At 45.1% G+C, this 25,437-nt stretch carries 22 protein-coding genes; 9 read left to right on the top strand and 13 right to left on the bottom strand.

Annotation, left to right across the window (positions count from 1 at the left end; translation table 11 throughout):
- Positions 1 to 45: 45 nt before the first annotated feature.
- From OC193_RS12980 to nadC, 4 genes are all read right to left on the bottom strand, one after another.
- Positions 46 to 1,275 carry a type II secretion system F family protein gene (locus OC193_RS12980; RefSeq protein WP_048664504.1) on the bottom strand — a complete coding sequence of 410 codons (1,230 nt, stop codon included), beginning with the start codon at positions 1,273 to 1,275 and terminating at the stop codon, positions 46 to 48.
- A 15-nt stretch (positions 1,276 to 1,290) separates the two neighbouring features.
- Positions 1,291 to 2,976, bottom strand: coding sequence for a type IV-A pilus assembly ATPase PilB (gene pilB / locus OC193_RS12975; RefSeq protein ID WP_048664505.1), 1,686 nt, complete (start codon positions 2,974 to 2,976; stop codon positions 1,291 to 1,293).
- 4 nt (positions 2,977 to 2,980) lie between these two features.
- Positions 2,981 to 3,433, bottom strand: a complete 453-nt coding sequence (locus OC193_RS12970) for a pilin (protein WP_048664506.1) — start codon at positions 3,431 to 3,433, stop codon at positions 2,981 to 2,983.
- Between the two features lie 254 nt (positions 3,434 to 3,687).
- Positions 3,688 to 4,578 carry a carboxylating nicotinate-nucleotide diphosphorylase gene (gene nadC / locus OC193_RS12965; RefSeq protein WP_016790034.1) on the bottom strand — a complete coding sequence of 297 codons (891 nt, stop codon included), beginning with the start codon at positions 4,576 to 4,578 and terminating at the stop codon, positions 3,688 to 3,690.
- Positions 4,579 to 4,661: 83 nt separating this feature from the next.
- On the opposite strand from nadC, the gene ampD reads away from it, so the two are divergent.
- The 5 genes from ampD (at position 4,662) to lpdA (ending at position 12,824) form a co-directional block, all read left to right on the top strand.
- Positions 4,662 to 5,261, top strand: a complete 600-nt coding sequence (gene ampD, locus OC193_RS12960; RefSeq protein ID WP_048664507.1) for a 1,6-anhydro-N-acetylmuramyl-L-alanine amidase AmpD — start codon at positions 4,662 to 4,664, stop codon at positions 5,259 to 5,261.
- Between the two features lie 483 nt (positions 5,262 to 5,744).
- On the top strand, positions 5,745 to 6,506 hold the full coding sequence (pdhR, locus tag OC193_RS12955; RefSeq protein WP_029225519.1) for a pyruvate dehydrogenase complex transcriptional repressor PdhR: 762 nt from the start codon (positions 5,745 to 5,747) through the stop codon (positions 6,504 to 6,506).
- Positions 6,507 to 6,568: 62 nt separating this feature from the next.
- Positions 6,569 to 9,232, top strand: coding sequence for a pyruvate dehydrogenase (acetyl-transferring), homodimeric type (aceE, locus tag OC193_RS12950; protein ID WP_017063244.1), 2,664 nt, complete (start codon positions 6,569 to 6,571; stop codon positions 9,230 to 9,232).
- A gap of 26 nt (positions 9,233 to 9,258) precedes the next feature.
- A complete protein-coding gene (gene aceF, locus OC193_RS12945) occupies positions 9,259 to 11,151 on the top strand; it encodes a pyruvate dehydrogenase complex dihydrolipoyllysine-residue acetyltransferase (protein ID WP_048659366.1) in 1,893 nt (630 codons plus the stop codon).
- A gap of 242 nt (positions 11,152 to 11,393) precedes the next feature.
- A complete protein-coding gene (gene lpdA, locus OC193_RS12940) occupies positions 11,394 to 12,824 on the top strand; it encodes a dihydrolipoyl dehydrogenase (RefSeq protein WP_048659365.1) in 1,431 nt (476 codons plus the stop codon).
- 198 nt (positions 12,825 to 13,022) lie between these two features.
- On the opposite strand, the gene OC193_RS12935 is transcribed toward lpdA, so the two are convergent.
- Complete coding sequence (locus OC193_RS12935; protein WP_048664508.1) at positions 13,023 to 13,628, bottom strand: LuxR/HapR/OpaR family quorum-sensing transcriptional regulator; 606 nt, start codon at positions 13,626 to 13,628, stop codon at positions 13,023 to 13,025.
- Between the two features lie 337 nt (positions 13,629 to 13,965).
- Here OC193_RS12935 and hpt point away from each other — a divergent pair, with 337 nt between their 5' ends.
- Complete coding sequence (hpt, locus tag OC193_RS12930; RefSeq protein ID WP_017633235.1) at positions 13,966 to 14,496, top strand: hypoxanthine phosphoribosyltransferase; 531 nt, start codon at positions 13,966 to 13,968, stop codon at positions 14,494 to 14,496.
- 75 nt (positions 14,497 to 14,571) lie between these two features.
- On the opposite strand, the gene can is transcribed toward hpt, so the two are convergent.
- A complete protein-coding gene (gene can, locus OC193_RS12925) occupies positions 14,572 to 15,240 on the bottom strand; it encodes a carbonate dehydratase (protein ID WP_048658190.1) in 669 nt (222 codons plus the stop codon).
- Positions 15,241 to 15,526: 286 nt separating this feature from the next.
- Between can and OC193_RS12920 the strand changes: the two genes are divergently transcribed.
- The 3 genes from OC193_RS12920 to OC193_RS12910 all read left to right on the top strand — a co-directional run bounded on the left by OC193_RS12920 (position 15,527) and on the right by OC193_RS12910 (position 19,164).
- The gene (locus tag OC193_RS12920) at positions 15,527 to 17,158 is read left to right on the top strand and encodes a SulP family inorganic anion transporter (protein ID WP_184957558.1); all 1,632 of its coding nucleotides are present in this window, start codon (positions 15,527 to 15,529) and stop codon (positions 17,156 to 17,158) included.
- Between the two features lie 316 nt (positions 17,159 to 17,474).
- Complete coding sequence (locus OC193_RS12915; RefSeq protein ID WP_048664510.1) at positions 17,475 to 18,392, top strand: ABC transporter ATP-binding protein; 918 nt, start codon at positions 17,475 to 17,477, stop codon at positions 18,390 to 18,392.
- A gap of 1 nt (position 18,393) precedes the next feature.
- Positions 18,394 to 19,164 (top strand): ABC transporter permease, encoded by a 771-nt coding sequence (locus OC193_RS12910; RefSeq protein ID WP_010435987.1) that lies wholly within the window; start codon positions 18,394 to 18,396, stop codon positions 19,162 to 19,164.
- 119 nt (positions 19,165 to 19,283) lie between these two features.
- Here OC193_RS12910 and panC read toward each other — a convergent pair whose 3' ends face one another.
- The 7 genes from panC to sfsA all read right to left on the bottom strand — a co-directional run bounded on the left by panC (position 19,284) and on the right by sfsA (position 25,350).
- Positions 19,284 to 20,174 (bottom strand): pantoate--beta-alanine ligase, encoded by an 891-nt coding sequence (gene panC / locus OC193_RS12905; RefSeq protein ID WP_048658188.1) that lies wholly within the window; start codon positions 20,172 to 20,174, stop codon positions 19,284 to 19,286.
- An 8-nt stretch (positions 20,175 to 20,182) separates the two neighbouring features.
- Complete coding sequence (panB, locus tag OC193_RS12900; protein WP_048664511.1) at positions 20,183 to 20,977, bottom strand: 3-methyl-2-oxobutanoate hydroxymethyltransferase; 795 nt, start codon at positions 20,975 to 20,977, stop codon at positions 20,183 to 20,185.
- A gap of 22 nt (positions 20,978 to 20,999) precedes the next feature.
- Entirely contained in the window at positions 21,000 to 21,485 is a 486-nt protein-coding gene (folK, locus tag OC193_RS12895; RefSeq protein ID WP_048664512.1) for a 2-amino-4-hydroxy-6-hydroxymethyldihydropteridine diphosphokinase, read from the bottom strand.
- On the bottom strand, positions 21,482 to 22,837 hold the full coding sequence (gene pcnB, locus OC193_RS12890; protein ID WP_048664513.1) for a polynucleotide adenylyltransferase PcnB: 1,356 nt from the start codon (positions 22,835 to 22,837) through the stop codon (positions 21,482 to 21,484). Before pcnB ends, folK begins: the two co-directional genes overlap by 4 nt.
- 183 nt (positions 22,838 to 23,020) lie before the next feature.
- Complete coding sequence (gene gluQRS, locus OC193_RS12885) at positions 23,021 to 23,896, bottom strand: tRNA glutamyl-Q(34) synthetase GluQRS (protein ID WP_048658186.1); 876 nt, start codon at positions 23,894 to 23,896, stop codon at positions 23,021 to 23,023.
- 146 nt (positions 23,897 to 24,042) lie between these two features.
- Positions 24,043 to 24,489: an RNA polymerase-binding protein DksA gene (gene dksA, locus OC193_RS12880; protein ID WP_004738189.1), complete on the bottom strand. Its 447-nt coding sequence runs from the start codon at positions 24,487 to 24,489 to the stop codon at positions 24,043 to 24,045.
- A gap of 135 nt (positions 24,490 to 24,624) precedes the next feature.
- On the bottom strand, positions 24,625 to 25,350 hold the full coding sequence (gene sfsA, locus OC193_RS12875) for a DNA/RNA nuclease SfsA (protein ID WP_048605721.1): 726 nt from the start codon (positions 25,348 to 25,350) through the stop codon (positions 24,625 to 24,627).
- Positions 25,351 to 25,437 lie beyond the last annotated feature (87 nt).

Here is a 25,437-nt window from a genome sequence, read left to right as displayed (position 1 = left end):
AAGGTGAGCAGAGATTGCTGCTCATGGGTGTTTAGTTGCTTTTAACTATCCTAACACACTCATAAGATTAAAGATCGGTAAGTACATCGCAACCACAAGTCCACCAACCACTGTGCCTAAAAACACGATGATCAGTGGCTCTAGAATCTTGCCTAAATTGTCGACGGTGTTGTCTACTTCAAACTCGTAAATCGAGGCTACTTTATTGAGCATATCATCAAGGTTGCCAGACTCTTCGCCAATCATCACCATCTGTAACACCATTTCGGGGAAGGCATTGGTATTGCGCATTGCGATATACATCGGCATGCCAGCAGCCGTTTCTCGGTGAACTTCAATGATCGCCGACTCATAATGCAGGTTGCCTGCGGTTTTGGCTGTGGTTTTTAGGCTCATTAAAATCGGAATGCCAGAACTAAAGCTTGTCGATAAGGTTCGGCTAAATTTCGCAATAGAGGCTTTGGCTAATACGCCACCAAGAACAGGGAAACGTAATCCTAGCCGACTGACAGACAGTTTGATCGAGTGGGAACGCTGACACAGTTGGTACATAATCAGGACAACAAGCCCGATGCCTACAGCCGTATAAAAACTGTAAGCCTGCATCCAATGGGAAAGGTAGAGTACTTGTTGGGTGAACCAAGGCAGGTCGGCGCCAAAGCCGGAAAACATCGACTCAAACTCTGGAATCACCATAGTCAGCATTAAATAAGAAACGGTCAGTGCAACGGTGACCACCATCGCGGGGTAGATCAGTGCTTTGACGACTTTGGACTTTAACTGCTCGCTTTTTTCTCTATAGGTCGCTAAGCGTTCGAACACTTGTGCGAGGTTGCCTGACAGTTCACCTGTGGCGACTAAATCAGTATAGAGGTCATCAAAGTGGCGGCTTGCAGTTCGCATCGCTTTTGATATTGGCGTTCCGGCTTCTACACCTTTGCAGATATGCGATAAAATTGATTTCATTTCAGCTTTTCGGTGATTGTCCGACACTAACTTGATGGCTTGTACGATAGGCACGCCAGTGGCGAGCATAGTAGCAAGCTGCCTAGTCAAAATAGTGATGTCTTTGGCTTTGACTCTATGGGTTAAACGAGTGACGGCTGAAATACTTTTCTTTTTGATTTTCTTGATCTGAATGTGCTGCTCTTTGAGCTTTTCTCGTACTTCCAATTCGGTGAGCGCTAAGGTCTGCCCAGACACTTTCTTGCCGGAACTATTAATGCCTTTCCAGTGATAGCTTTTTAGTTGTGATTGTTTGGACTTGCTACTCATTGGTGCTCCATTGGGTTATAGGTACAGAACACGTTGCAGTTCTTGGTAGCTGGTGGTGCCTTCAATCAGTTTATCCAGACCTGACTCTTGCAATGTTCGCATGCCTTCTCGGCGCGCGAGATCTTCAATCGCCAGCGCATTGGGGTGACTGATAAGACTTGTCTTGAGTTTGTCGGTAAAAGGCATTACTTCGTAGATACCAACGCGACCTGAGTATCCTTGATTACACTCATTACAACCTTGAGTGTTAGCTTTGTAGATGGTTTGGCTGTTAGGAATCGAGTGACGCAGAAATATGTCCGGTGAATCGTCAGTTTCTTTGCAGTGGTCACATAAGCGTCTCGCAAGACGTTGAGCAATGATCAAGCTTAAGGACGAAGCAAGATTAAAGGGTTCAATCCCCATGTGAGCGAGTCGCGTCACGGTTTCAGCTGCAGAGTTTGTGTGCAGTGTCGAAAGCACTAAGTGACCAGTTTGCGATGCTTTGATCGCGATCTCTGCGGTTTCCAAGTCGCGGATCTCACCAACCATTACGACATCGGGATCTTGTCGTAAAAATGATCGCAGCGCCTCAGCAAACCCAAAGCCGATCTTAGGCGTCACTTGTACCTGATTGATACCACATAGGTTAATTTCCACTGGGTCTTCAGCTGTCGAGATATTGCGTTCAGTGGTGTTGAGCACTCGAAGGCCAGTATATAGGGAGACGGTTTTTCCGCTGCCAGTGGGCCCTGTCATTAAGATCATCCCTTGTGGGCGTTTCAGTGCATTGAGGTAGAGGGCTTTTTGATCTTCGCTATAACCTAATTTATCGATATCTAAATTAGCAGCGCTGCTATCAAGCAGTCGAAGTACAATCTTCTCACCCCACAAGGTAGGCAATGTTGAGACGCGCATATCAATCGCGAGCTCATCATTCAGGCGCAGTTTTATTCGTCCATCTTGAGGTAAGCGACGTTCGGCAATATCAAGCTTGGCGAGGATCTTTAAGCGAGCTGATAGACGACGACTTAAGTGAGAGGCAGGTTGCTGTATTTCAACAAGGATGCCATCACAACGAAGGCGTACACGGTAGTGTTCTTCGTAGGGCTCAAAATGGATATCTGATGCACCTTTACGTACTGCATCGACCAATATCTGATTGATAAAACGGCTAACGGGGGAGTCGTCTTGGCTGAGGTCTTCAATCGAAGTCATCTCATCGTCGGAGACTTCAACTAGGTTAGCGAGTTCGTCTTGGGTGATCTCTTTGCGTTTAGAGTCTTGCCCTGAAATAGAACGGCCATACAACTTTCGTATTGCGCCTTCTAATTCAGAATAGTTAGCAACAACGAGTTCTATCTGTAATCCAGTCGCGAATCGGAAATCATCTTCTGCTTGTAAATCGGTTGGGTCGGCAGAGGCGAGAGTAAGTGTCGAGCTAGAGACTGAAATTGGGATCGCGTGATATTTGGTAATCAGTTCACGAAGCCCTAATTGGTCGCACAAGACTTCATAGTCAGTATTGGCGAGTTGCACTGGTGGCAGACCAAAGATGGCTTGAATATTATGTGCGAGACTCTCGCTAGTGAATAAATCAAGAACGAGCAAAGCTTCAGGCGTAGAAACACCTGAAGCATGTATATGTTCCGCAACGGTTTGTTCCTGAGTCAGGCTAAGTAAATCAGCCTGACGGAGAACTGTTGGGAGGTTGGTTAGCATTTGTTTAAGGTCTACAGCTTTTTGGTAACAAATCGCTTGATACTGCTTGAGCACCGGAAGCTACACATGACCATGAACCATCGCTATCTCTGTCTAGTTGAAATTCACTAGCAATTAAAAGAGAGCTAACGTCCGAAGATGAAAACGTAAAATCAATACTGCCAGCAGATGATTGCGCTGGTGCAAAGGCAATTGTTCCTTGAGGAATGTTAGCTGGGACACCTAAAGCTGCTGATTGAGCTGCTGAAGGGAAAGCTCCATACTCGACAGCATAAGCTTCAACATTTGTTTTTACACCTGTCATGGTTGCGAGAGCTGCTGCAACTTCAGCCTTAGCTACATATTTTTGATATTGAGGAATCGCAATGGCTGAAAGTACCCCTATTACCGCCACTACAATCATCAATTCAATCAGCGTAAAACCTTTCTGGTTCGTTCTTTTGTTCTTGTTATTCATGTCTAATTCCATTCTTTAGTTTGTTTCAGCGCAAGCACTGGTTGATTGAGAGAATAGAAGTCGAGATGGGGAAGTGGAATGGTGTTCAGGTGTGGTCGCGAGTGGTTTTGTATTTATTAGTGTGGTGTTTCATATAGTGCGCAAATTTATGCGATCAACTTAAATAACTGCTTGAAATACTGACAATTAAGGCAATAAAAAAGGCACTGTCATTAACAGTGCCTTTAGCGATAACTTATTTATTATTCAGTAAATTACGCTTTGAATCTCATTGATAGATCCATTGCTTTTAGGTGCTTAGTTAATGCACCTACCGAGATGTAATCAACACCCGTTTCAGCAAATTCTGCAATCGTATCTAGCGTCACGTTGCCTGAGTTCTCTAGTGCAGCACGACCCGCGTTAATTTTAACGGCTTCACGCATCATGTCTGTGGTGAAGTTGTCTAGCATGATGATGTCTGCACCCGCGTTGATTGCTTGCTCTAGCTCTTCTAGGCTCTCTGTTTCAACTTCTACAGGCTTACCTGGGTTCAGCTCTTTTGCCGTAGAGATAGCTTTCTCAATACCACCACATGCGATGATGTGGTTTTCTTTGATTAGGTACGCATCGAAAACGCCAATACGGTGATTGAAGCCACCACCACAAGCGACTGCGTATTTTAGTGCGCTGCGCAGGCCAGGAATCGTTTTACGAGTGTCTAATAGGCGGCACTCTGTATGTTTGATTTTGTCTGCGTAGATAGCCGTAGTCGTCGCACAGCCAGATAGCGTTTGAATGAAGTTCATTGCGTTACGCTCACCCGTTAATAGCGCGCGTGCTGGGCCTGTTAGCGTGCAAAGCGTTTGGTTTGGTTCAACTTTGTCGCCATCTTCTACATTCCACTCGATAGTCACTTCACCGCCCAGTTGCTTAAACACTTCATCAGCCCACGCTTTACCACAGAACACACCGTGCTCACGGGTAATGATGGTTGCGCTGTTGATTGCGTCTGCAGGGATTAGACTTGCTGTGATGTCAGCCGCTGGATCTAACGTGCCACCTAGATCTTCTTTGATGGTCTCAGCGACTGCACGAGTGATCTCTAGAGGCAGTTGCTCTTTTAAGTAGTCAAGGCGTTGGTGGCTGTTATGTGTGTTTTTCATCGCAAATCTAATCTTGAAAGGGAGTGGGAATGGAATGATACTCTTGCTTAACTTCAAATTAAAGAGGCTAGCGCGACTGCTCTATGGGCAAGGTCACATCTTATTGTGCTAGCAGAAAAGAAAGTGAGACCAAGATGACGATCAGCTCCAACGGATGGTACGACAACGCTCGGCATGTTCCTTCCCCGTATTTTGATGCTAGACCTAGTGTCGAGGATATCTCTCTGCTGGTGGTCCACAACATTAGTTTGCCTCCGGGGCAATTTGGTGGGCCTTACATCGAACAGTTTTTTACAGGCAAGCTAGACCCGTCGGAACACCCATTTTTTAAGGTGATTCACCAAATGGGCGTATCGGCGCACTGCTTGATTCGTCGTGATGGCGAAGTGGTGCAGTTCGTTTCGTTCTTAGACCGAGCTTGGCATGCCGGCCATTCGAGCTTTGCAGGGCGTGACAGGTGTAATGATTATTCGATTGGTATTGAACTAGAAGGCAGTGACTTTGTGGCGTATAGCGAGCAGCAGTATCAAGCGCTTGCCCAATTAACAGAAACGATTGTATCCACTTTTCCTCAAATCACCACCGAACGCATTACGGGTCATCAATATATAGCGCCTCTGCGTAAAACTGACCCTGGCTTGGTGTTCGATTGGAAGAAGTTTAAAGGAAAGCTAAAAGCTTAAGTCTTATTTTTTGGTTATGACCTTACCGCTTTTGGGCGTTGAATAGTCAACGCCTAGCATAATGACTTGTGAATTTTTGTTGTTGCGATGTAAAGAAAGTGGTGGAGAGAAGAGCATCAATAAATAGAGAGTGTGACGAGCTTATCAAACACTCATTTATTAAAACTTATTAACAGAAATTCGACCCTAAATGTGCGCTTGGTTCGATTTTTAAACAAGTGGCACTAATCTTTCTGAAACAATTCATTTTTATCCTGAAACTTTCTAGCACGAAACCTCCCCAAAAGTATTACCCCTGTAAATGGTAAGACCAATTTGGTTGCTGTTTTAAATTTCATTTGTTAAATCATGGTTAATTCACACTGCGTTCTATGATGCAGGTCAATTTTACACTGGACAGTGGCGTTTTAATTATGTTAATTTCTGCCCAACTTAAAATTGGTATTACCAATTGTCAGCGAAGAAAAAGAAGAACAACAAACTATGGCTTATCAAAGGATTCGTCAGCCAAAACTCTCCGATGTTATCGAGCAAGAGTTAGAAAGGTTGATAGTGGAAGGAACACTGGCTCCAGGGCAGCAGCTGCCGCCTGAGCGTGAACTGGCGAAACAGTTCGATGTGTCTCGTCCTTCAATCCGAGAAGCGATACAACGTTTAGAAGCAAAACGCCTGCTTACTCGCCGTCAAGGTGGAGGTACGTTTGTTAGTGAAAATATCTGGAAAAGCTTTTCAGATCCTTTGCTTAATTTGTTGTCCTCCCATTCTGAAACCCAACTAGACTTGTTGGAATCGCGTCATGCGATGGAAGGGATTTCGGCTTACTTCGCGGCATTGCGTGGCACTGATGAAGACTTTGCTCGAATTCAAGCATGCCAAGAGAAAATTCGTGGTGCGCAAGATAAGGGTGATATTGAAGCCGAATCTGCAGCGGTGATGGCTTTTCTTATTGCTTTAACAGAGGCAGCGCACAATGTGGTGTTATTGCACATAGTTCGTAGCTTGGCTCCGTTACTTGAACAAAACGTCTTAGAAAATTTAAAGCTGTTGCATCGTCGTAAAGACGTTGTGGAGAAAGTGAGTATACATCGAGCTAACATTGTAGATGCGATCGTTTCAGGACAGCCAGAACAGGCACGTGAAATGTCACACTCTCATTTAGCTTACATCGAAGAAACATTGCTGGATTTGACCAAAGAAGAATCGCGTCGCGAACGTTCTTTACGTCGAATTCAACAGGGTAAATAGCCGTAATACTTCGGCTTTTTACGTGTTTAGTAGAATCCAACTAACAAAAAGGATAGATCGCCATGTCTGACATGAAGCATGACGTTGATGCTCTGGAAACTCAAGATTGGTTAGAAGCTCTTGAGTCAGTAGTACGTGAAGAAGGTGTAGAACGTGCACAGTTTTTACTAGAACAAGTTCTAGATAAAGCGCGTTTAGATGGTGTTGATATGGCTACAGGCATCAACACAAACTACATCAACACAATTCCAGCAGCACAAGAGCCAGCTTACCCTGGTGACGTAACTCTTGAGCGTCGTATTCGTTCGATTATTCGCTGGAACGCAATCATGATTGTATTGCGTGCTTCTAAGAAAGACCTAGACCTTGGTGGTCACATGGCTTCTTACCAGTCAGCAGCAGCGTTCTACGAAGTATGTTTCAACCACTTCTTCCGTGCTCCAAACGAGACGGACGGTGGCGATCTAGTTTATTACCAAGGTCACATCTCTCCAGGTATCTACTCTCGTGCATTCGTTGAAGGTCGTCTAACTGAAGAGCAGCTAGATAACTTCCGTCAAGAAGTTGATGGTAAAGGTATTCCTTCTTACCCGCACCCTAAACTGATGCCTGAGTTCTGGCAGTTCCCTACAGTATCTATGGGTCTAGGTCCGATCTCTGCGATCTACCAAGCGCGCTTCCTTAAGTACCTTGACGGCCGTGGTCTTAAAGATACTTCTGCTCAACGTGTATACGCTTTCCTAGGTGACGGTGAGATGGATGAGCCAGAATCACGTGGTGCTATCTCTTTCGCTGCGCGTGAGAAGCTAGACAACCTATGTTTCCTAATCAACTGTAACCTACAGCGTCTAGACGGCCCTGTAATGGGTAACGGTAGCATCATCCAAGAACTTGAAGGCCTATTCAAAGGTGCAGGTTGGAACGTTGTTAAAGTTATCTGGGGTAGCAACTGGGATTCTCTACTAGCTAAAGACACTACTGGTAAGCTTCTTCAACTAATGAACGAAACTATCGATGGTGACTACCAGACATTCAAATCTAAAGATGGCGCATACGTACGTGAGCACTTCTTTGGTAAGTACCCAGAAACAGCTGCACTAGTTGCAGACATGACTGACGACCAAATCTTCGAACTGAAGCGTGGTGGTCACGACTCTTCTAAACTGTTCGCTGCATTCAACAATGCAAAAGAGACAGGTGGCAAGCCAACAGTAATCCTAGCTAAGACAGTTAAAGGTTACGGCATGGGTGAAGCTGCAGAAGGTAAGAACATCGCTCACGGTGTTAAGAAGATGGATATGACTCACGTACAATACCTACGTGACCGTCTAGGCCTACAAGACATCCTTTCTGATGAGAAAGTGTCTGAGCTTCCTTACCTGACTCTTGAAGAAGGTTCTGCTGAGTACGAATACCTGCATGCTCGTCGTAAAGCCCTACAAGGTTACACGCCAGCACGTCTGCCTAAATTTACTCAAGAATTCAAAGTTCCTGAGCTAGACGCATTCGCACCTCTACTAGGTGAACAGAAGCGTGATATCTCTACAACTATGGCTTATGTACGTACGCTAAACATCCTTCTTAAAGATAAGAACATTGGTAAGAACATCGTTCCTATCATCTGTGATGAAGCTCGTACATTCGGTATGGAAGGTCTATTCCGTCAGGTTGGTATCTACAACCCACACGGTCAAGAATACACACCTGAAGATAAAGGCATCGTTTCTTACTACAAAGAAGCAACGTCTGGTCAAGTACTTCAAGAAGGTATCAACGAACTAGGTTCTATGGCTTCATGGGTTGCTGCTGCAACTTCATACAGCACAAACGATCTACCGATGATCCCGTTCTACATCTACTACTCAATGTTCGGTTTCCAACGTATTGGTGACATGGCATGGCTAGCAGGCGACCAACAAGCTCGTGGCTTCCTACTAGGTGCTACTGCAGGTCGTACAACACTGAACGGTGAAGGTCTACAGCACGAAGATGGTCACTCGCACATCCAAGCGAACACTATCCCGAACTGTATCTCTTACGACCCAACGTTTGCTTACGAGCTAGCGGTAATCATGCAAGACGGTATCCGTCGCATGTACGGTCCTGAGCAAGAGAACGTTTACTACTACCTAACAGTAATGAACGAGAACTACGCAATGCCAGCAATGCCAGAAGGCGCTGAAGAAGGCATCCGTAAGGGTATCTACAAGCTTGAATCTCACGCTGGTGCTAAGGGCAAAGTTCAACTAATGAGCTCTGGTACTATCATGAACGAAGCGCGTAAAGCAGCTGAAATTCTAAGCGAAGAGTACGGCGTAGCATCTGACGTATTCTCTGTAACGTCGTTCAACGAACTAACTCGTGACGGCCAAGCGGTAGAGCGTGACAACATGCTTCACCCAGAAGCTGAAGAGAAAGTACCGTACATCACGACTGTTCTTGGTAAGGAACCTGCAATCGCAGTGACTGACTACATGAAGAACTACGCTGAGCAAGTACGTGCGTACATGCCAACTGAGTCTTACAAAGTACTTGGTACAGATGGTTTCGGCCGCTCTGACAGCCGTGCAAACCTACGTCGTCACTTCGAAGTTAACGCTGGCTACATCGTAGTTGCAGCTCTAACTGAACTGGCTAAACGTGGTGACATCGAGAAATCAGTAGTTGTTGAAGCAATTGCTAAGTTCGATATCGACACTGAAAAAACTAACCCGCAATACGCATAAGACTGGCATTAAGGTAGGTAAATACAATGACAATCGAAATTAATGTACCAGACATCGGTGCTGACGAGGTTGAAGTAACTGAGATTCTTGTAAACGTTGGTGACAAGGTTGAAGAAGAGCAGTCACTGATCACTGTTGAAGGCGACAAAGCTTCAATGGAAGTTCCAGCGTCTCAAGCGGGTATCGTTAAAGAAATCAAAGTAGCTGAAGGCGATTCAGTTTCTACTGGTTCTCTTATCATGATCTTCGAAGCGGAAGGTGCTGCTGCAGCACCGGCTGCGCCAGCAGTTGAAGCGGCGGCACCAGTTGCTGCAGCTCCTGCAGCGGCGGCTGAGCTTAAAGAAGTTCACGTACCAGACATCGGCGGTGATGAAGTTGAAGTAACTGAAATCATGGTTGCAATCGGTGATGCAGTAGAAGAAGAGCAATCTCTTCTTACTGTTGAAGGCGACAAGGCTTCTATGGAAGTTCCTGCACCATTCGCTGGTATCGTTAAAGAAATCAAGATCGCTTCTGGTGATTCAGTTTCTACTGGTTCTCTAGTAATGGTATTCGAAGTGGCTGGTTCAGCACCTGCAGCAGCTCCGGCTCCTGCGGCGGCGGCACCAGTTGCAGCGGCTCCAGCAGCATCTGCTGAGAAAGAAGTAAACGTTCCTGATATCGGTGGTGACGAAGTAGAAGTTACTGAAATCATGGTAGCGGTTGGCGATACAGTAGAAGAAGAGCAATCTCTAATTACTGTTGAAGGCGACAAAGCTTCAATGGAAGTTCCTGCACCATTCGCTGGTACAGTAAAAGAAATCAAGATTGTAGCTGGCGACAAAGTGTCAACTGGCTCTCTAATTATGACTTTCGTAGTTGAAGGCGCAGCTCCTGCTCCTGTTGCAGCACCTGCACAAGCAGCAGCTCCAGCGGCGGCACCTGCTCCTAAAGCAGAAGCACCTGCAGCGGCTCCAGCAGCAGCTGGCGACTTCCAAGAGAACGGTGACTACGCGCACGCTTCTCCAGTAGTTCGTCGTCTAGCTCGTGAATTTGGCGTTAACCTTTCTAAGGTTAAAGGTACTGGTCGTAAGAGCCGTATCCTTAAAGAAGACGTTCAGTCTTACGTTAAAGATGCACTTAAGCGTCTTGAGTCTGGTGCAGCTGCAGCTGGCAAAGGCGGCGACGGTTCTGCTCTTGGTCTACTACCATGGCCAAAAGTTGACTTCAGCAAGTTCGGCGAAACTGAAGTTCAGAAGCTTTCTAAGATTAAGAAGATCTCTGGCGCTAACCTGCACCGTAACTGGGTAATGATCCCTCACGTTACACAGTGGGACAACGCAGACATCACTGAGCTAGAAGCATTCCGTAAAGAACAGAACGCAATCGAAGCGAAGAAAGACACTGGCATGAAGATCACTCCACTTGTGTTCATCATGAAAGCTGTCGCTAAAGCGCTAGAAGCATTCCCAGCGTTTAACTCTTCTCTTTCTGAAGATGGCGAAAGCATCATTCTTAAGAAGTACGTAAACGTGGGTATCGCTGTTGATACACCAAACGGTCTAGTTGTTCCTGTCTTCAAAGACGTGAACAAGAAAGGTATTTACGAGCTATCAGAAGAGCTAATGGCTGTTTCTAAGAAAGCACGTTCTGGTAAGCTAACAGCGGCAGACATGCAAGGCGGTTGTTTCACAATCTCTAGCCTTGGTGGTATTGGCGGTACTGCATTTACTCCAATCGTAAATGCTCCAGAAGTAGGTATCCTAGGTGTATCTAAGTCTGAAATTAAGCCAGTTTGGAATGGTAAAGAGTTCCAACCACGTCTACAGCTTCCACTGTCTCTATCATACGACCACCGTGTGATCGATGGTGCTGAAGGTGCACGCTTCATTACTTTCCTAAACAGCGCACTATCTGACATTCGTCGTCTAGTACTGTAATTGAGAAAGTAATTATTAAGGTGACTTTCGGGTCACCTTAATTCTTTATATAAAGACTATTTTTAGAGAACAGTTTCCTGCATTTCTCATAATCTGATAGGGAATTGTTGTCTAGCTCACAGGCTAACTTAAAGCTACTTTCACACTGTTAACATCTCTGTAAAATGTTTCCTGTTTGAAAGCCCAATAATTTTAAGAACATCTACTCAGCCTGTTAGGGATAATGACTACAAGAGGTCACAATGAGCAAAGAAATTAAAGCCCAAGTTGTTGTACTTGGTTCAGGTCCTGCTGGTTACTCAGCGGCATTCCGTTGTGCGGATTTAGGTCTAGAAACAGTACTAGTTGAACGTTACAGCACTCTTGGTGGTGTATGTCTAAACGTTGGTTGTATTCCATCAAAAGCACTTCTTCACGTTTCTAAAGTAATTGAAGAAGCTAAAGCGATGGCAGAGCACGGCGTTGTATTCGGCGAGCCACAAACGGACATCAACAAGATCCGTATTTGGAAAGAAAAAGTAGTTGATCAACTAACTGGCGGTCTTGGCGGTATGGCTAAGATGCGTAACGTTACTGTTGTTAACGGTTTCGGTAAGTTCACTGGTCCTAACAGCATTCTTGTTGAAGGCGAAGGCGAAGCAACAACTGTTAACTTCGACAACGCAATCATTGCTGCGGGTTCTCGCCCAATCAAACTTCCTTTCATCCCACATGAAGACCCACGTATTTGGGATTCTACGGATGCACTAGAACTAAACGAAGTACCTGAAAAACTGCTTATCATGGGCGGCGGTATCATCGGTCTTGAGATGGGTACGGTTTACCACTCTCTAGGTTCTAAAGTTGAAGTTGTAGAGATGTTCGATCAAGTTATCCCTGCTGCGGATAAAGACATCGTTAAAGTCTTCACAAAACGTATTAAGAACAAGTTCAAGCTAATGCTTGAAACTAAAGTAACAGCAGTTGAAGCGAAAGAAGATGGTATCTACGTTTCAATGGAAGGCAAAAAAGCACCAGCTGAAGCTGAGCGCTACGATGCTGTTCTTGTTGCTATCGGTCGTGTTCCAAACGGTGCACTTATCGACGCTGAAAAAGCGGGTATCGAAGTTGATGAGCGTGGTTTCATCAATGTTGATAAGCAAATGCGTACAAACGTTCCTCACATCCATGCGATCGGTGACGTTGTTGGTCAACCAATGCTTGCTCACAAAGGTGTGCATGAAGGTCACGTAGCTGCTGAAGTTATCTCTGGTAAGAAGCACTACTTCGATCCTAAAGTAATCCCATCAATTGCGTACACTGAGCCAGAAGTTGCTTGGGTAGGTAAGACTGAGAAAGAAGCGAAAGCTGAAGGCATCAACTACGAAGTTGCTACTTTCCCTTGGGCTGCTTCTGGTCGTGCAATCGCTTCTGACTGTGCAGACGGTATGACTAAGATGATCTTTGATAAAGAGACTCATCGTGTAATCGGTGGTGCTGTTGTTGGTACTAACGGTGGTGAACTTCTTGGCGAAATCGGCCTAGCAATCGAAATGGGTTGTGATGCAGAAGATATCGCTCTTACTATCCACGCTCACCCAACTCTACACGAGTCTGTTGGTCTAGCTGCGGAAGTATTCGAAGGTTCAATCACTGACCTTCCAAACAAAAAAGCAGTAAAAAAGAAGAAGTAATTCTTTCTTAGCCACTCGCTAATGTTTTTAAAAACCGCTGATTCGTCAGCGGTTTTTTTATGTCTGAAGTAAGGCGCAGGAACGTTTCACTCCGAGATGCGAGTACGCTGCGCTTCGGGATGCGAAGAGCCATTCCATTCTACAAAAAAGGGTTGACCGCTTAGGCCAACCCTTAAATTATTTACTCGAATCTCGAATCTATTTATAAATGCACAGCATGTTTAAGTAGCTATCTGTCAAGCTTGAAAGCTCTTCTGGCGTTTCTACACGTTTCGCTTGAATGAATAGCGAGTAGCAGATGCCGTGGAATAGGTTCGCTAGATGTTTAGGGTCGTGATCGTCGCAAACTTCGCCGCGTTCAATCGCTTTGCTAAACATGTTCTGAACTAACATTTGGTTAGTGCGGTTAGTGGTTACGAATAGAGGCCATACTTCATCACGAGTTGATGCGCTCCATTCGAACCATACGTTCAACCAATGGCTGTCTTGAGCTACTAACGTCACCATTTCAGTCGCAATATTATGTAGGTTTTCTTTTGCGTGAATATCTAAGTCGATATTGTCTGAAAGGAAGTTAGAGAATTGGCGTACAACGTGATTTAGTACTTCATCAACCAGATCTTCACGGGTAGGGAAGTAATTAAATACAGTTGCGACAGACACCTGAGCGATGTCTGCAATATCAGCGTGTCCACCACGACCGATACCGCGGCGAGAGAATACCTCAAGAGCGATTTCCATCAATTGAAGTTTTCTTTTTAAAGGTGAAAGCCTAGTTCTAGGTCTCTTAGATATTGAGTCCATTTTGTTTTCCTTGCCAACGAAATTTTTATATTAATGATTTTATTATTATTTAAGCCAAGATGAGTGTAATGGTGCATATGCGAATGGTCAATCCTTTCAGCTTGTTTTATAGACAGTTACATCAAACTTGATACATAAAGCGTGATCAGCATTGATGTGAAAGGAGACGAGTATTGGATAAGGCACCAGCGCACATTTCGTTGAGAATCTGACAGTAAATTCGAGCCATAAGGTGGTGTGGGTATTTGAGCAGTGCTAGACTTACGCACAAAATTGAGCGACACAACTGACGAAACTGTCAACATTCGTCGCAATCACCAAATAGAATGAGAGCAGTATGAAGCATACAGTTGAAGTCATGATCTCTGAGCAAGAAGTTCAGGATCGAGTGAACGAACTAGGCAAACAGATCACGGAACACTACAAAGGTAGTGAAGATCTAGTTTTAGTTGGCTTATTGCGTGGATCTTTTGTCTTTATGGCAGATCTTGCTCGTGCTATCGATTTAACGCACCAAGTTGATTTCATGACCGCGTCTAGCTACGGCAACGGCATGGAAAGCTCACGTGATGTTCGTATTTTGAAAGACCTTGATGATGATATTCAAGGTAAAGACGTTCTACTCGTAGAAGATATTATCGATACGGGTAACACGCTGACTAAAGTGAAAGAGATTCTAAGCCTACGTGGCCCTAAGTCTATCGAAATTTGCACGCTACTAGACAAGCCTTCTCGCCGTGAAGTGACTGTAGATACAAAGTGGATTGGTTTTGAAATCCCAGATGAGTTCGTTGTTGGTGTTGGTATCGACTACGCACAAAAATATCGTCACCTACCGTACATCGGTAAGGTAGTACCTCAAGAGTAATCATTGCGCTTGTGGTTTAGAAGTCATTAAAAAGCCCGCTTGATGCGGGCTTTTTGTATTTATTACAGAAGGGGGTTAGCTTTGTTGACTAAGAAGAGGCGTCGTTAAGATCTTGTTTAATGCATCTAAGTGACTGTTCTCTAGGGTATCGTTACTTGAGCAACGTACGCCAAGGTCTTGCAGCTTGCCATCGCCAATACCATAAACCACACCGTGGATTTCAACTTCTTGGCCACGCTCCCACGCATTCTGCATAATGGTTGAGTTGCCTAGGTTATAAACCTGTTCTGCGACGTTAATTTCGCACAACTTGTCACCCCATTGCTCACGAGGTAGCCCTTCGATTTGCTTACGGTATTTTAGGTAGTTATCACGGATATGAAGTAACCAGTTGTTGATAAGGCCAAGTTTAGGGTTATCAATCGCCGCATTAACACCGCCACAACCGTAGTGACCGCAGACAATGATGTGTTTAACTTTGAGTACATCGACGGCGTACTGCACAACTGAGAGGCAGTTTAAGTCGGTATGAACCACTTGGTTCGCCACATTTCGGTGAACAAACAGTTCGCCAGAATATAAACCAGTGAGACGCTCGGCCGGAACACGGCTATCTGAGCAGCCAATCCATAGAAAACCAGGGCTTTGACCCTCTTCAAGCGTTGTAAAATACTCAGGTCGTTGAGAGCGAATTTCTTCTGACCATTTAGAGTTGTTTTCAAAAAGCTGTTTAATCTCTGGCATTTTGCGTCTTACATCCCTTAATTAAGAATCTCAACTATACACAATGTTACAAATTCAATCTCGTAAAAACTGTGTCAAATAGTACTCATCTGACGTGTACTCGTCGTTAAAATCATTAACTTAGCGTAGAAGCTATGATCCGGTTATAAGACATGAATAATGTGATTGAATTAACACTTTCTGAACACTTGATACATTTGTTAAAGTGATAAGGTTTGTCATTTCATCATCAGGAAGGTGTGTTTTGTTTGGAAGTCGTTTTACGGATATCAATCTCAAAGGGGATATGTTTGGCGGTGTGACTACAGCCATCATCTCATTGCCTTTAGCGTTGGCATTTGGTGTTGCTTCTGGGGCGGGTGCTGAAGCAGGCCTCTGGGGCGCCATCATGGTCGGCTTGTTTGCCGCTTTGTTTGGCGGTTCAAGCAGTTTGATATCTGAGCCAACCGGCCCGATGACAGTGATCATGACAGCAGTAATGACGAGCATGGTCGCTAAATATCCTGAAACCGGAATGGCAATGACCTTTACCGTCGTGATGATGGCGGGTGCGTTTCAAATATTACTTGGCACGTTAAAGCTCGGAAAATACGTCACTTTGATGCCATATAGCGTGATCTCCGGCTTTATGTCGGGTATTGGCGTTATTCTGATTATCTTACAGCTCTCACCCCTATTAGGACACGCCGCCCCTTCTGGTGGAGTGATGGGCACGCTCTCTGCGCTTCCTGATACGCTAACAAATTTGAAAGTGAGCGAACTGTTTTTGGGTGCACTGACGCTCGGTATTCTCTTTGGCTTCCCAGCTAAGTACCGTAAGTATGTGCCCGCACAACTGGTCGCGTTAGTGGCTGTAACTCTGCTGTCTGTTATCTTCTTCGATACCGACTCTATTCGCCGCATTGGTGAAATCCCTGCAGGCCTACCTTCTCTTGTTATTCCGACTATCAGCGCTGAGCAGTTTACTACCATGGTTATCGATGCCTTAGTGCTTGGTACGTTGGGTTGTATTGATACGCTTTTGACTGCGGTTATTGGTGACTCACTGACTCGTAAAGAGCATGATTCTGATAAAGAGCTTCGAGGGCAGGGCATCGCCAATATGCTTTCAGGCCTGTTCGGCGCACTGCCTGGTGCGGGCGCGACTATGGGCACCGTAACCAATATTCAGGTTGGTGCGCGCTCTCCACTCTCTGGTGTAATTCGTGCCTTAGTATTAGCGTTAGTCGTTTTGGTTGCTGGTGGTTTAACCGAGCCCATTCCTATGGCGGTGTTGGCAGGTATCGCCATGTATGTGGGCTTCAACATTCTTGATTGGAGTTTCATTCAGCGCGCACACAAGGTGAGTTATGCAGGCATGGGCGTTATGTATGGCGTAATGCTACTAACCGTGTTCGTTGACCTGATTATTGCTGTTGGGCTTGGTGTCTTTATCTCGAACATCCTCATCATTGAAAGATTGAGTCGAGAGCACGCGAGGCAAGTTAAGGCGATCAGTGATGGTGATGATGAAGACGATATTCCACTCACTGATAGTGAACGTCAGCTACTCGATAGCGCGAATGGTAAGGTTCTTTTCTTCTATCTTTCAGGGCCGATGATATTCAGTGTTTCTAAGGCGATTTCTCGTCAGCACTCGAGTATCTCTGACTATGAAGCGATGATTCTAGATTTAACGGACGTTCCGATGATCGATGTAACCGTTGGTCTAGCGCTGGAGAATGCCATCAAGGATGCGCTAGATGCGCAATGTGAGGTGTACTTGTTGTGTCCTAACGAGAATACACGTCAGCAGCTTGAGAAATTCCATGTGATTGACTTGGTTCCTGAATCCAATACTTACCGATTCAGATACGAAGCGCTGACAGCTGCAACCAGCTATGTTGAGAGAGATGAGCACCAATTTGAGTCAGTCTAAGCTTCAACGATGAACTTATTTGATTAATCGGTCCTTCATTTAACTCTGACAAAAATGCAGTTAAGCGAATGACTTGGCGGCATTTTTTTGTTTACCAAACATGTTTCTTCTCTTTAGTTCGCGGAGATCTTCCACTGTTTTAAAAAGAAAGCACGAATCGACATTTGTATTCATCGTCAATCAACGATAAACTTGTTCGCAAAATGGCCGAGTAAACAAATCTTGGGTTAGCTTTCAGCTAGTTCGTTTTACGTTTCACTCTCTTCCTCATGCTCGGTCATCAACATCTATCTATAGCAAATGGCAGTCCATCTCTATGTATGCATTAGAAATTGAGCAATTAAGAAAAACTTATGCTGGGGGCTTTGAAGCTCTTAAAGGCATTAGTTTACAAGTAGAAAAAGGCGATTTTTACGCACTACTTGGTCCAAATGGCGCGGGTAAGTCGACCACCATCGGTGTTATCTCTTCACTGGTTAACAAGACTTCAGGCAAGGTTAAGGTGTTCGGCTACGACATTGATACCGATCTAGAACTGGCGAAACAAAACCTAGGCTTAGTGCCTCAAGAGTTTAACTTCAACCCGTTTGAAACTGTTGAGCAGATCGTTTTGCAGCAGGCTGGTTACTACGGTGTGCCAAAAGCACTGGCGAAAGAGCGTGCGAAAAAGTACCTATCTCAACTCGATTTATGGGAAAAACGTAGCGAACGTGCACGTAACTTGTCTGGTGGTATGAAGCGTCGTTTGATGATCGCGCGTGCATTGATGCATGAACCTCATTTGTTGATCCTTGATGAACCAACGGCGGGTGTTGATATTGAACTGCGTCGTTCAATGTGGGAATTCCTAAAAGAGATCAATGAGAAGCAGGGCATTACCATTATCTTGACCACGCACTACCTAGAAGAAGCGGAAATGTTGTGTCGCAACATCGGCATCATTAATCGCGGTGAGTTGATTGAGAACACAACCATGAAAGCGCTGTTGGGCAAATTGAGTGCTGAGACCTTTATTCTGGATCTGGAAGAAGGCACGACAGAACCTAAGCTTGAAGGTGTGAATAGCCAAGTCATGCTCAATGGCTCGCTAGAAATCGAAATCGATAAAAACCTAGGTTTGAATACCATCTTCGCTCAGTTGAGCGAGCAACAGGTGAAAGTCCTCTCTATGCGTAACAAAGCAAACCGTTTAGAAGAGCTATTCGTGAGTATTGTCCGTGAGGGGAGTAAATAATATGTACAGCCTATATTGGACAGCTTTCTGCAGTTTGTTGACCAAAGAGATCAATCGCTTCACGCGTATCTGGGTGCAAACTCTGGTGCCGCCAGCGATTACCATGACGCTTTATTTCATTATTTTCGGTAACCTGATTGGTGCTCGTATTGGTGAAATGAACGGCTTCAGTTATATGGAATACATTGTTCCTGGCCTGATCATGATGTCGGTGATCACTAACTCGTATTCCAACGTTGCTTCTTCATTCTTTAGTGCTAAGTTCCAAAAGAACATTGAAGAGTTGCTTGTAGCTCCGGTTCCTAACTACGTGATTATCGCCGGTTTTGTAATGGGTGGTGTGGTGCGTGGCTTGTTAGTGGGCACTATCGTAACCTTCGTATCCTTGTTCTTTGTCGACTTACAAGTTGACCATTGGGGTGTGATCATTGCGACAGTATTTTTAACGTCGGTAGTGTTCGCTCTGGGTGGCTTGATTAACGCGGTATTCGCACGCACGTTTGATGATATATCTATTATCCCAACCTTCATCTTAACGCCGCTGACGTATCTGGGTGGTGTGTTCTACTCAATTAGCCTGTTGCCTGAGTTTTGGCAGGGTGTGTCGAAGCTGAACCCGATTGTCTACATGGTAAACGCGTTCAGATATGGCTTTCTGGGTGTGTCTGATGTGGGTATCGTGACGTCGTTTGGCGTACTAGGCGTGTTTATCGTGCTGTTGTATGGCATTGCACACTACCTAGTGACAAAGGGTATTGGCTTACGTAGCTAACTCCGACGTCCCTGAATCGAGGCAAAGAAAAGGTCGATATTACATCGACCTTTTTTGTGTTCTGCGTTTGTGCTTTTGCTTTGCGTTAGGAGCTTGTTTACGCAAAGAGAAGAAAGCGATTACTCAGCGGTTTCTTCTTTCACTTCTTCTTTGGTTTCCGTTACCAAGTCGAGAACTTGGTTGTCGATAAGACGAGTCTTACCTAGGAAAGCTGACATAAGAATCACAGCTTGAGTGGATTCTGGAGTGATCGCTTGTAGCGTTTTTGCATCACAAATGAATATCTCATCAGGTTGAAGGTCTGCAGCGCGTAGCTGGTCGGTTGCATCTTCAATTACTGATGCGTAGTCATCGCGACCACCACGAATAGCACTGCTGATCCAGCGCATGGTACGCGCTAGAACTGGTGCTCGTTGGCGTTCGTCAATCGTTAGATTGCTATTGCGAGAGCTCATTGCCAAGCCGTCCATTTCACGAACGGTCGCAACGCCCACAACTTTAATGTCTAACGCTAAGTCAGTGGTCATCTGGCGAATAACAGCAAGCTGCTGGAAGTCTTTTTTGCCGAAGCATGCAAAGTCTGGCTGAACAATGTTAAACAGCTTGGTGACAATCGTCGCTACGCCACGGAAATGACCTGGACGAGATGCACCTTCAAGCATGTGAGATATGCCAGGGACCTCAACAAACGTCTGTTTGTCTAATCCATCTGGATACATCACCTCTGGCGTTGGTGTAAATACCAGCTCAACGCCTTCGCCAGTTAGTTTGCTTAAATCTGCTTCTAACGTGCGAGGGTAGTTGTTTAGGTCGTCGGCGCGGTCAAACTGCATTGGGTTTACAAAGATGCTTACCACAACGATGTCTGCCAGTTCTCGAGCTTTCTTTACTAGAGTTAGGTGGCCTTCATGTAGGTTTCCCATTGTCGGTACAAAAGCAACCGTACGTCCATCACGCTTAAACTGTTTAATCTGCTCACGAAGAGCCGCTATTTCAGCAAAAGTTTGCATACTTACTCCTAAGCGATTGTATGAGCTTCATCAGGGAAGCGCGCGCTCTCTACTTCTTCTTTGTATAGAGCTACTGCCTTACGCATATCACCGGTTTCTGCTAGGAAATTCTTAGAGAACTTCGGCATGTAGTTCGCAGAAATACCGAACATGTCATGCATAACCAAGATCTGACCATCGGTAACATTGCCGGCGCCGATACCGATAACCGGTACGTCACAAGCTTCTGTAATTCGTTTTGCCAATGAAGCTGGCACACATTCAAGTAGAACGATTTGAGCGCCTGCGTTTTGCAGAGCTAGCGCGTCAGCAACCATTTTGTCGGCTTGCTCGCCATCACGACCTTGAATTTTGTAACCACCAAAAATGTTTACAGACTGAGGTGTTAAGCCTAAGTGTGCGCATACTGGTACTGCACGTTCTGTTAGCATCTTTACAGTATCAACCAACCAGCTTCCGCCTTCGATTTTTACCATATTCGCGCCAGCACGCATCAAGGTAGCTGCGCTTTCACAAGCTTGCTCTGGAGTCGCGTAGCTCATGAAAGGCATGTCAGCCATAAGAAGGCAATTAGGGCTACCAGCACGCACTGAGCGAGTATGGTAAGCAATGTCTTCAACGGTGACAGGTAATGTATCGTTATGGCCTTGTAGAACCATACCTAGTGAATCACCGACAAGCAGTACAGGCATCTCTTGGCTTTCGAATAATTGAGCAAAGCTCGCATCATAAGCTGTCGACGTCGCGAATTTACGGCCTTCACGTTTGCATTTGATCAGGTCGTTAATGGTTACTTTTTTCATTGGTTTTCCTTAATGCGTTTGGCTATTGCTGCCAAACATTGAGCCCGTTCTTATCTACTATTTTGAGTAGTTCTGTCAGCTCAGTCCCATCAGGGAGTTGTAAACTTGGTGCGATTTCAGCAAGCGGGTAGAGTACAAACTCTCGTTCTTTCATTCCGTAATGAGGAACGATTAAGCGCTCTGAATCGATCACCTCATTGCCGTATAACACAATGTCGAGATCCAAGGTTCTTGGACCCCAACGCTCGTCTTTACGGACGCGCCCTTGCTCTAGCTCGATTTTTTGAGTGCAATCAAGCAGTTCAATTGGCGTTAATTCGGTTTGGATTGCCACTACCGCGTTGATGTAGTCTGGTTGATTTTGTGGCCCCATAGGAGTGCTACTATATAGCTGTGAGGTCGCAACAAACGTTGATCGCGGTAGGTTTTTTAGCGTTTCGATAGCCAAATTTGCTTGGCTAACTGGGTCGGCAAGGTTGCTGCCGACCGCAATGTAAGCAGTGATCATTCTGATTGCTTACTCTTTTTGTTTCGGTAAGTCTTACGGCGACGATTACCCGACTTTGCTGGTGCTGCTACATCATTCGCCATGGCTTGGCGCATATTGCGACCGGCTGTTTGATAACGCTCCCACCATTTCGCAAGATCTTTAGTTTCGCCACCCTCAATCTCACCACGCATTTCTAGGAAATCGTAGCCTGCTCGGAACTTGTTGAGCTCCATAAGACGAACCGCGCGTTTACCGTTACGACGAGGCAGTCGAAGTTGCAGTTGCCAAACTTCGCGAATGGTTGCGGTGTGACGACGAGGAATCGCAATAGACTTTACTTGCTGATCAAGAATGATGTTACTCGCTTCCATGATCGCGTCGTAGTGCGCCATACCCTGTTCAGCGACAAGTTTGTCTGCCAGCTTGTTCATTGGGTACCAAAGCATCGCTGCGAACATGAATGCTGGGTTTACTCGCTTACCATCTTCGATGCGAAGATCGGTTGAATCGAGAACCAAATCAAGCATCTGCTCTGTGTGAGAGTCGTAATCTTCTGTGAAGTATTCCGCTACAGCTGGGAACATCTGTTGAAAGAGGTTGTACTCGCGCATTAGGTGGTAGGTTTCTAAACCGTGACCTGATTGCAGCAATTTCAGAGACTCTTCGTAAAGACGCGCTGCTGGGATATCTCTTAGAAGGTGCGCTAACTCTTCAATCGGGTCAGCTGTGTCTTCTTCAATATCGAAATCCAGTTTAGCGGCGAAGCGCATTGCACGTAGCATACGTACTGGGTCTTCACGATAACGCGTTTCTGGATCGCCAATCAGGCGGATCAGTTTATCTTCTAAATCTTCTACACCACCCGCGTAATCGTGGATGCTGTAGTCAGCAATGTTGTAGTACATCGCATTGATTGTGAAATCACGACGCTCTGCATCTTCATCAACACTGCCATACACGTTATCGCGCAATAGCATGCCTTCTTTCGATTGTGCAGACACGTTTTTCGATGGTTCTTGGTGGTGGCCACGGAAAGTTGCCACTTCAATGATGTCACGACCAAACATGATATGTGCCAAGCGGAAACGGCGACCGATAAGGCGACAGTTTCTGAAGAGGTGTTTGATTTGCTCTGGCGTTGCGTTGGTCGCAATATCAAAATCTTTTGGCTGAGAGCCTAATAAGATATCGCGTACACCACCACCGACTAGAAATGCGTCAAAACCCGCACCATTCAGGCGATATAGCACTTTTAGTGCGTTGTCGCTGATCTGCTTGCGTGAAATATTGTGCTCTTGACGAGTATAAATATTCAGAGCTAATTCGTGGAATCCGCGTTGTTCGCTTGGGGTATTGTCGTTTGTATTCATTAGTTTAGAACAAAGTAGGTATCGCCAACTTTGTTTTTCTCTTAGTCCAAAGTGGTAGTGCAGAGTTTAATTGCGGCTAATAATAGCTTAGCGCGAGCCATTTGAGAACATCGTCTGCTTAACCACAGTGGTTGGTTATGGCATTTTTATGTGTCGTTTTTGCTATTTGCCGTGAGTTTCGAGCTAATTACAGTGCTCTTTTTGTAAACTATCAGGTAACTGACTGACGTTCCATTGTTGGCAGCCCCACAATAAAATCTCATCCATTGAAGCCTCACAAAGGGCTGTCGGGATATCAAAACCTAAGAATCGCATCGCGTTGAGTAACGTTGGTTTTGGATTGTCGAGATTGATTGCGGTGGCATGGTTCTGTTTTGACAGTTTATTCCCCAAGTCATCGGTTGCCAATGGTAAGTGCAAGTAGCTCACTGTTTTTTGCTTGAGCGTCTTGTACAAACTGATTTGTCGACCTGTTGGTTCTATCAGGTCTGCGCCTCTTACGACTTCCGTTACTCCTTGTTCGATGTCATCAAGGACAACGGCCAAGTTATAGGCAAACAATCCATCTCTGCGTTTAATAATAAAATCTTCTTCAGCTAATGCTTTAGGGATTTGAATCGTGCCGTGGCGCACATCATCAAAGGACTCTACAGGAAAATCCATGCGTAAGCGCACCGCTTGTTCACCTGAATCGATTAAGCCTGCATCTCGACAGTGACCATTGTAAAAGCCACCCAAAGCCTTTATCTGCTTACGAGTACATTGGCAGTAGTAGGCTTGTTTATCAGCGACCCATTGATCAATTTGAGCTTGATACATGTCGTGACGCTGGCTTTGATAAACGACTTCACCATCCCAAAATAGATGGTAAGCCTCAAGCGTCTTAAGAATCAGGTCTGCAGCGCCGGCCATTTCTCTTGGTGGATCTAAGTCTTCCATACGAACCAACCATTTTCCTTGGTTAGATTTTGCTTGGAAGTAACTACCAAGAGCAGCAACAAGTGAGCCAAAATGAAGAGGACCTGACGGTGATGGTGCAAAGCGCCCGATATAATTCATGTGTGAACAACCTAATCTGGATGGTACCGCAGTAGCCGATTCTTAAGACGTTTAACTGTCGTATTATTGTTTCTAACTCGCGCTTTAACGCTGAGTTCACCAACAAAAAAGGGAGCCAAGGCTCCCTTTCTTTACATCTGCAAGAATTAACCTTGCATCTGTTTCTCTTTGATTTCTGCAAGTGTTTTACAGTCAATACAAAGGTCAGCAGTTGGACGAGCTTCAAGGCGACGAATGCCAATCTCGATACCGCAAGAATCACAGAAGCCGAAATCGTCTTCTTCGATCTTGTCTAATGTCTTCTCAATTTTTTTGATAAGACGACGCTCACGGTCACGGTTACGTAACTCTAGGCTGAATTCTTCTTCTTGAGAAGCACGGTCAACTGGGTCTGGGAAATTCGCTGCTTCGTCCTGCATGTGGTGCACAGTACGATCAACTTCTTCCCTGAGCTGGTTGCGCCAAGCTGCTAAAATTTTTGTAAAATGTTCCGTTTGCTCAGGTGACATGTACTCTTCACCTGGCTTTTCTTGGTACGGTTCAACACCTGCGATGGCTAGGATGCCTAGCGCTTTTTTCTTAGATTCTGGCATACAGCATCTCCTATTTACACCTAGTCAACTGCAAAGCAGCTAATTTTAAGGCGGGTATCTATAGCAGAAAGAACGAATGGTGGCAAATACTCTTATTCAAACTTGCAATCAATGTGATTAGTTCAGCATCTTTGCTTAGCTATTGATAAATTCAACAGCTTGTTTTAGTTGTATTTGAGTATTGCTGAGCTCTGCTTTATAGCAAAGCACTTCAACTCCAGCGTCTTGTGCTTGTTTTAGTAATAACGAATATTTGGCGTCTATATGGTGTGCCGCAGACACTTTTTCAATACCTGAATGTAAAACAGTGAATAAAAGTACGGCTCTATTTCCAGATTCGACCATTTCTGTGAGTTCACGCAGATGTTTTTGGCCTCTGGTGGTGACCGCATCAGGGAAAAAGCCTTGCCCTTTAGTTGACGTTTCTTGCTCGTCGAGCAAAGTGACGCTTTTTACTTCGATATAACAAGGCGGCTTTTCGTTATCTTCAAGCAGAATATCAATGCGACTATTCTCACTGCCATATTTCACTTCGGTTCGTAACGCGTTATAGCCTAAGAGTTCAACTATAGTATTATTTTCAATTGCTTCCACTGCCAACTGGTTTGCTCGCGCAGTATTTACACAAATACGATGACCTTTGTCTGTTTCTGAGATCTCCCAGCTGTTTGGGTACTTTCTTTTTGCATTATCGGAGGTTGAGTACCACACCGTATTGCCAGGAGTCGCACATCCTGTCATCGCTCCAGTGTTAGCACAGTGGATAGTACGCTCGCTGCCGTCGGGAAGTTGGATATCAGTGAGAAAGCGTTTATAGCGTTTAATAAGAGTCGCTGGCTCTAATGGGGGATTGAACTGCATATTACTTATTTAGACAGGTAGGTTTTTATGTACAATGTTGCCAACATTACACCACAAGGTTCTCCCATTGCCACAACTGCCCATAGA

It is taken from the genome of Vibrio crassostreae, from assembly GCF_024347415.1.
Lineage (GTDB): Bacteria > Pseudomonadota > Gammaproteobacteria > Enterobacterales > Vibrionaceae > Vibrio > Vibrio crassostreae.
This window is presented reverse-complemented; position numbering and strand designations above follow the sequence as displayed.